The organism is Pseudalkalibacillus sp. JSM 102089, from assembly GCF_041366475.1.
In the GTDB taxonomy this organism is placed as follows: Bacteria; Bacillota; Bacilli; order Bacillales; family Guptibacillaceae; genus Guptibacillus; species Guptibacillus hwajinpoensis_B.
Genome location: NZ_JBEWYW010000020.1, coordinates 23,271 through 30,609 on the forward strand (window position 1 = coordinate 23,271; position 7,339 = coordinate 30,609).

At 35.0% G+C, this 7,339-nt stretch carries 6 protein-coding genes and 1 pseudogene; 4 read left to right on the plus strand and 3 right to left on the minus strand.

All coding sequences use genetic code 11. The features are described from left to right. The 4 genes from ABVF21_RS21870 to ABVF21_RS21885 all read left to right on the plus strand — a co-directional run bounded on the left by ABVF21_RS21870 (position 1) and on the right by ABVF21_RS21885 (position 4,696). Positions 1-969 carry a thiopeptide-type bacteriocin biosynthesis protein gene (locus tag ABVF21_RS21870; protein ID WP_371019000.1) on the plus strand — a complete coding sequence of 323 codons (969 nt, stop codon included), beginning with the start codon at positions 1-3 and terminating at the stop codon, positions 967-969. A 12-nt stretch (positions 970-981) separates the two neighbouring features. Then, on the plus strand, positions 982-2,073 hold the full coding sequence (locus ABVF21_RS21875; protein ID WP_371019001.1) for a lantibiotic dehydratase C-terminal domain-containing protein: 1,092 nt from the start codon (positions 982-984) through the stop codon (positions 2,071-2,073). Further along, complete coding sequence (locus ABVF21_RS21880; protein WP_371019002.1) at positions 2,063-3,550, plus strand: SagB family peptide dehydrogenase; 1,488 nt, start codon at positions 2,063-2,065, stop codon at positions 3,548-3,550. Before ABVF21_RS21875 ends, ABVF21_RS21880 begins: the two co-directional genes overlap by 11 nt. Before the next feature lie 546 nt (positions 3,551-4,096). Next, entirely contained in the window at positions 4,097-4,696 is a 600-nt protein-coding gene (locus tag ABVF21_RS21885; RefSeq protein ID WP_371019003.1) for a hypothetical protein, read from the plus strand. Here the strand turns inward: ABVF21_RS21885 and istB are convergent. The 3 genes and pseudogenes from istB to ABVF21_RS21900 all read right to left on the minus strand — a co-directional run bounded on the left by istB (position 4,593) and on the right by ABVF21_RS21900 (position 6,755). Further along, positions 4,593-5,345, minus strand: a complete 753-nt coding sequence (gene istB / locus ABVF21_RS21890; RefSeq protein WP_371019004.1) for an IS21-like element IS643 family helper ATPase IstB — start codon at positions 5,343-5,345, stop codon at positions 4,593-4,595. The two genes, ABVF21_RS21885 and istB, sit on opposite strands and share 104 nt — an antisense overlap. Next, positions 5,345-5,611: pseudogene (locus ABVF21_RS21895) on the minus strand (IS21 family transposase); the annotation flags it as partial. The gene istB and the pseudogene ABVF21_RS21895, both read right to left, overlap by 1 nt. Before the next feature lie 20 nt (positions 5,612-5,631). Then, a protein-coding gene (locus ABVF21_RS21900) for an IS3 family transposase (protein ID WP_371019005.1) occupies positions 5,632-6,755 on the minus strand; the annotation gives its coding sequence in 2 pieces (ribosomal slippage) (positions 5,632-6,506 and positions 6,506-6,755; 1,125 coding nt in all). Positions 6,756-7,339 lie beyond the last annotated feature (584 nt).

The window sequence follows — 7,339 nt, forward strand, 5'->3', positions numbered from 1 at the left end:
TTGTATCGCTGGCTATCTATCCATGTATTTTATCATGATATCTCTAGACAAAATCAACTAATATATGAGTGTTTAGAGTCTTTATTTAAGGATGTGAGGAACAAGGAATACGTCAAAAAGTATTTCTTTATGAGGTATTGGGAAGGTGGGCCTCATATACGAGTTAGATTTTATGTAAGGAATGAGAAATATGACTTATTGGAGAGTTTTGTCACCGAGTATATAGATAATTATTTAAAGAAAAGTCCTTCTATGGGTGACGTTGATGTTAAAGCCTACTATAGTAATTTAATGGTTGGAGAAAAACGTGAGTATTCAAAAGTAATCCATCAAAATAACAGTGTTAAAAATGTTACCTATTATCAAGAATATAAACGATATGGTGGAAGAGAAGCAATGAAGTTAGCACAAAGTTTATTCCAAATATCTAGTGATCTGACTTGTGCTATTTTATCTAACTATCGTAAAAAAGAGGAAGTATTATCAATCGCAAAAGACTTAATGTATGTTACCTTCCTATCTTATAGTGAATTAAGTATAGATGCGGTCAGGTATTTTAAGAATTATTCTAATTACTATAAGGTTTACACAGATAATGAGGGATTACGTGAAAGCTTTATCGAGAACTCGAACGAAGCATTCAGTCGTAATAAGAAGAAATATGTGTCACATGTTAAAAATCTATTTGAGAGAGTTTTATCCGAAACAGCTGGAGCAGCAAGCAGCAAGGATTTATATCTGCTCTGGTTTATGAAACATAAAGAAGCATATAAAGAGCTGAGGAAAATACATGAAGAAGGTAATTTGATAAATCCTCTAAATGGGGAGAGTGTAGAGGATAAGGATTTGGAAAAGGTCTTACAATCGATTACTCATTCATATATGCATATGAATAATAATAGGTTAGGTGTGAACTTCTTCGAAGAATCTTATTTAGCATTTATTCTGAGTGAATCTGTAACGATATAGGGAGATGGGGACATGTGGGTAAGTTATAAAATTTTTTATCATCAATCTTATAAAGATGCTCTTATTCTAAACGGAATTATACCTGTTATGAAACGTTTGAAAATGGAGAAGTTTATTCATTCATATTATTTTGATAGACATTGGGAAAATGGGCCACATATTCAACTAAATATGTACTTAAAAGATTCTCACTTTAAAAATGAAGTTGAAACTATATTTGAAAAACAGATTGATTTGTATTTAGAAGACAACCCTTCTGAAAAGGTGAATTTAGATAAGTTACAAAGAAATATGAATGAGTTATACAAAATGGAAATGATAGCTCAAAAAGAAGACAGCATCTTTAAGAATAATTCTTATATTAAATCGGATTATGATATCCATTCAAACCTGGGGGAAAAAGGAAAGAAGTTTATCGAAAAGTACTTTGTTAATACTTCAGAACTGGTCGTATCCCTCATTGAAAAAACTATCGATGATAAGAGCAAACGTTATATGTATTTAATGAATATAATGGTTGCATTGTTGCATAGTCTGGGGGATCCTAAGAGGACTTATCTTAGTTATAGGTCTCACTCAGAGAGTATTCTCCATGCATATGATACTAGTGGGAAGATAAGAGAGAAATTTGAAGCTAACTACATAAATAACAAGGATACGATACAAAACATTTTAGAAAAAGCAGAGAATAGCGAAATAGATAATGAGGCTTCTAAATGGAAAAAGTTTTTCTTGGAGTTTAATGAAGAAATAAAAAGTGAAGTTGCCAAAGGTAATCTAAACCCTATTGATATAAAAGATGCAGAAGCTTTCTATTTAGAAAATGGTGTACCAGAGCATTGGGTCGTTGATGAATTAAGTTCCTTTCATCAAATGTTCTATTCTCAAGATGGAATAAATGAGTTACTCCAAAGCAATTACTTTAGGTCGATTCGCATGTCATTTAGCTTTCTCTATATGACTTTTAGGCAACTTGGACTTACCACGCTTGAACGAATTTACTTGTGTTATTTAATAGCTAACGGAGTAGAAGAATTTTATAGTATAGACTGGAAGCAGCAATTATTAGAATCACAGAATAAGGGTCATATGTATGTCGATTAGTGATAATTATACAAAGTATCTTGAAATCTCCCATAAACCACTTGAGAACTTGGATCCGAATTTGAAGAGTTGGTCAAAGAAATATGATCGTATGCACAAAAAGATTAAGTTGAAACCAATTATTAGTGGAGGAAACTCTTTGATAGATCGGGTTTCTATCTTATTATTTCTTACTTATGGTATTACCAACTGGCATGCTTCTTGTAGAGCGAATGCACCTTTTATAAGACAATTTAAAAGACCGATCCCATCTGGAGGTGCACTGTATCCAAATGAAATATATGTATTAATAAATATGGATTCAGTGACTATAGATCGCGGTATTTATCACTATGATCCATATTCTCATGAACTAACCTTGATAAAGACAGGTGTTAAAATAAAGAAGGTAATAGATTCGGTATTTAAACTGAATTCAGTTAGTGAAAAAGACTTTCTATTATTTACAACTTGTCTGCTTGATAAAAACTCGTATAGATACACCGATTGGAGTTATCGGATACAAAATATAGATACTGGTGTTTTGCTCCACAGAATATACGATATTACTAATTACTTGGAAAATGATATTCTATTTTACTTAAACTTTAACGATGAACAATTATCTGAAATACTTGGCTTAGATGAAAGTGAAGGAGTTTTAGGAGTATGTAAAATCTCAGACAAGAACTTAAATGAAAGTGAAACAATACCTAGAGCCTTATCAAGTAATGAAAAATTGAATAAATTAAACAATCATAATTTACCTCAAACCTTCAGTAAGAACTATAATACTATTATTGATTTCCATAATAGTACAAAAATAGAAGAAGACATTGAGTTGCCAAGCAAGAAATCAAATGAAAATAGTCTTGAAACGATTACTAGTATCAAGCTACCGAAACCTAAACCAATTAAGGGTATAGAAGTAGACAAGTATTTGTACACTAGATACACGACATTCAACTTTTTCCAAAAAGAAGCAATAAATATAGAACGATTTAGTAATGTTCTTTATAGGTCATTTAAAGATATAGAGAAGTTTAAAGGTATTCCGAATCTATTACGTATCTATATAATTGTACGCAATGTAACAGGTTTATCCCCTGGACTATACTCATATAATCCCAATTCTCATGTCTTGGATTTGCATGAAGAAAAGGACTTAACTCAAGATATAAAGAAATACATTGTTCATCCTACACTTGATGTCAATAAAATTGGTGCAACCTTCATTCTAACTGGGAATTATAATACTTCATGTAAAGTGCACAATAGAACTTATCGTTATCTAAACATTAGTGCGGGTGTTCAATTAGGTTTCTTAGTAACCAGTTCTATACATTCTGATTTAGGAAGATACCCAATGTTGTCTTATGATGTTAAAGGTATAAAAGAACTATTGAACTTAGATCGTTATACTTACCCTTTAACCATGTTTTTATCAGGTGTACAAACTACTAATCTAATGAAGATAAAGTATCCTATGTTTATATGAAAGGCATAGAGGCACGAATCGCGAGGGGTGTTCTCAGGAACCACTTAATTAGAGACCTGAAATAGAAGTATTCCATAATCATGCTCCTTAATCAAAGTTTGGATTGAGGAGCACTTTTGATTCATCTTCATGATGAATAACAGAACCGTCTCGCCAATTCTAGCCGTCACGTCACCAGGCTAACACATAAAGTTGCTGTTTTTTTTCGGGTTCAGATTCCTCCCCACAGTCTAGGGTTTTTCATCAGGAAAGTAGCTCAAGCGATGGCGCTGCTCGGAATAACACTCTAAGTTTACAGACCAAAGGGTAATCCGATTGATAACCATTATGTGCAGGTTCTAAAGGTGATAAACTAAATTTCATAGATAAAGTGCACGTTACCTATGAAAGAGAGAAGGCAATGTATAAACTCTTCCGAACCTCTCTCTTTATTAATGCCAGAATTTCTTAGTGAAATTCAAATTAAACAATAGGCTATTTTGCTAAATATCGGAGCAATTCTCGAACTTTAATTAAAACTACTGAATAAGTAAAGGAAGCGATGTCTTGAAATTATACGGTGATTTTACTAAAGATGATTGGATAAAAGCACTCAATATAAAAGAAGATGCAATTCCAAAATCTTTTATCTTACATGGTCAATGGGATCATGAGTGGAACCTTTCTACCTGGAAAGATATTTTGAAACAGGAACAATGGATCCCAAGTTGGAATGCTATAGTTGGTGAATATAACGTTAATAAAGTTGGTTTTGCTAATGTCTTTGGAGGTCCGATAGCTGCAGCAATTGCACATCGTTTTGCGGTTCTTGGAACTGAAACCTTTATTCAAACTGGATATTTTGGTGGATTATCTCATGAGGTTCAATATGGAGATATTCTAATTGTAACCGCAGCAGAGATGGAAGATGGCGTTTCTCAATGGTATGTTCCTAATAAAAAACCTGTTTTAGCAAATCAACAGCTTGTAGAGGAAGCAGTTAAATATGTAGACGTCAAGTTGAATTTTACACTTTTTGCTCGTTTCCTTTTTACACTTCTGCTTAAAAAATGCTCTTTCGATTTTTCATCCGATGACTTTCCTCTTCTTCACCACCATGAATCACTTCCACACGATGAAGTAAGCGATCTAAAATCGCTGTGGTGATACCTTGGTCTCCGATTAAACTGCCCCATTCATCTGGACTCTTATTTGATGTCAGGATAATCGAACTTCGTTCGTATAAATGATTAATTAAATGAAAGAATAGGTTTGCTTCTCTTTGGTCCATGGCCATATACATTAAATCATCGATGATCACTAGGTCGGCATTTCTAATTCTCTTAAGCTGAACTTTAGATTTGTTCAGGTATTCTTCTGATTTTAGAAGCTGTACAAGTTCGCCCATTGTAGCGAAATAAACATTGAACCCTCTGTAAACAGCCTCAAGTCCGAGCCCAATTGCGATATACGTCTTTCCGATGCCAGGAGGGCCTAAAAGAATCAGATTATACTGTTGCTCCAGCCAGCTTAATTCTCGGAGTTGAGAAAGCTGACGAGCCGTCAGAACGTTTTGTCCTTTCAGCTCAAACTCATCTAATGACTTCACGAAAGGGAAGCGTGCCCATTTCATTCTTTTCTCTAGGTTTTTCGCTTCACGTTTAGCTAATTCGTATCGAGTGATAGACTCTAAAAATTCCAAGTAGGTCCATGATGCTTTTTCAGCTTCGCGAAGAAGCTGTGGCAGCTCCTCCGCAGTCTCTGCTAGGCGTAGCTGACGGAATTGATCTTGTAGTTCATGTACTGTTTTATTCATCACGCTCTACCTCCTAAAATGCTAGTGTACGCATCTAGAGAACGAATAGAGGCTTTGATATGAGAGTGTTTTGGTGGACTCATGTAAAAAGATTGTACTTCCTCAACCGGCTCATCTCGTAAAGCATCAAGGTGATGAGCGATATCACGAAAATCATTCGCATTGCAGAGCTTTTCTGTCGTGCACTTGGTCAAAACAGTATCAATTAAATCCGGGTATTGTTGGGTGACCTTATAAATAATCGTGAACTGGTCTCTCCGATACCTCGTGGAATGTCAACACTAAACTAGCAAGCTATATTAAGGTTCCTAGACTTGTATTCAATCGGACTTAAATAGTCCAAAGTACCGTGGATTCTGATGTGGTTGTACCAGTGCACGTAATCAAAAAGTTCAATATCTAGCTGTGCCTGGTTTTCGAAGTGGGCATGATAAACAAACTCGGTTTTGATGACCTTAAACATCGCCTCAGCGACAGCGTTATCATATGGTGATCCTTTGAAACTTAAGGAGCGTTTAATTTGAAAGGTTTCTAAAGCCTCATCAATTAACTTATTCTTAAACTCATTGCCACGATCTGTGTGAAATAACTCAATGTCATGCAGGTTTCCTTTAATGGAAGAAAAAGCACGATAGACAAGCCTGGCGTCTTTTCGTGGACCTGCACTGTAACCAATTATTTCGCGATTAAATAGATCGACAAAAACACAGATGTAGTGCCATTTTTGACCCACACGAACATAAGTCAAGTCACTGACAACGACTTTCAACTGTTGATCCTGATGAAATTCTCGATTCAATTCATTTGCCTGCTCAGACTCATTACACGAGCTTTTCGTAGGTTTGAATTGAGCGATTGTATATTTTGAAACAAGGCCCAATTCGTTCATAATACGTCCAATCCGGCGCCTTGAAACAATCCAATCATCTTTCTTGAGTTCAATCTTGATTTTACGTGTTCCATAGTTTCGGCGGCTTTTGTAAAAGATTTTTCGAATGACCTCTTTCAGTTCATCGTCATTTGAAGCTAACGCTTTTGCTTCATAATAGAAGGTACTTCGAGGCAGTTGTAGGACGTCGCACATTGCTGATACTGAGTATTTGTGACGATTATTGTGAATCACATTTACTTTCGTCCCATGATCAGCGCGGCTTGCTTTAAAATATCATTCTCCATCGCTAAACGCTGGTTTTCTTTTCGCAGCTTCATGAGCTCTGTTTCTTCAGAAGAACGATTATCGCTTTCCTTAAATGAACCGCTTTTCGAAAACTGACTGATCCACCGATCCAATGAAGATGGCGTTAACTCATATTCTTTAATAATTTCACTTCTTGGCTTACCGTTTTCATGTAGTTGAACCATCTGTTGTTTAAATTCCTTAGTAAACGTACGGCGTGTTCGTTTGGTCATAATAGACGCTCCTCTAATAAAGGTTTTAATAAAGTCTATCTGACCTTAATTTATTTGTCTAACTGAGTGTAGCCGATTCATAGTCCTAATATATCTAGAAGGGGGGTATTTCATTGGTTAGCTTTAATGAATTTAACTTCTTGTATAATATCAATTCTGCGAGAACATAGACTCTATCTTAGTGGCAAGATAATACACACAGCAAGCCCCTACACCTTAGGTGTGGGGGCTTGGATTATTTTATATTATTTCAAGGGGGAAGGAGTTAGGGGTAACTCCTTGTTTTATAGATTATCATAACCAGTAGCCTATCTTAAGAATATGGGATATTTTTTACAATTCGGCATTTATCACCTAAAAATACTCTAGAACTAGTATGCTTAGTAGGCTCAAATAGAATATTGGCTTGTGAAAGTAAGGGCTATTTGAAATAATTGGTATTAAGCAATCGGGCAGGTGTTAGTAACGGTGATAAAATCCCTTATAACAACGGTACCAAATTCCCCACTAATAACGGATAATCATTCTATATAACTTTTAGACATGGAGTGTAGAGTGATGGTCCAGACTGGGGAATTTTTTAT

Excerpts from the sequence above, each read along its gene's own strand:
- ABVF21_RS21875 (WP_371019001.1), top strand. The coding sequence starts at position 982 with ATGTGGGTAAGTTATAAAATTTTTTATCATCAATCTTATAAAGATGCT.
- ABVF21_RS21880 (WP_371019002.1), top strand. The coding sequence starts at position 2,063 with ATGTCGATTAGTGATAATTATACAAAGTATCTTGAAATCTCCCATAAA.
- istB (WP_371019004.1), bottom strand. The coding sequence starts at position 5,345 with ATGAATAAAACAGTACATGAACTACAAGATCAATTCCGTCAGCTACGC.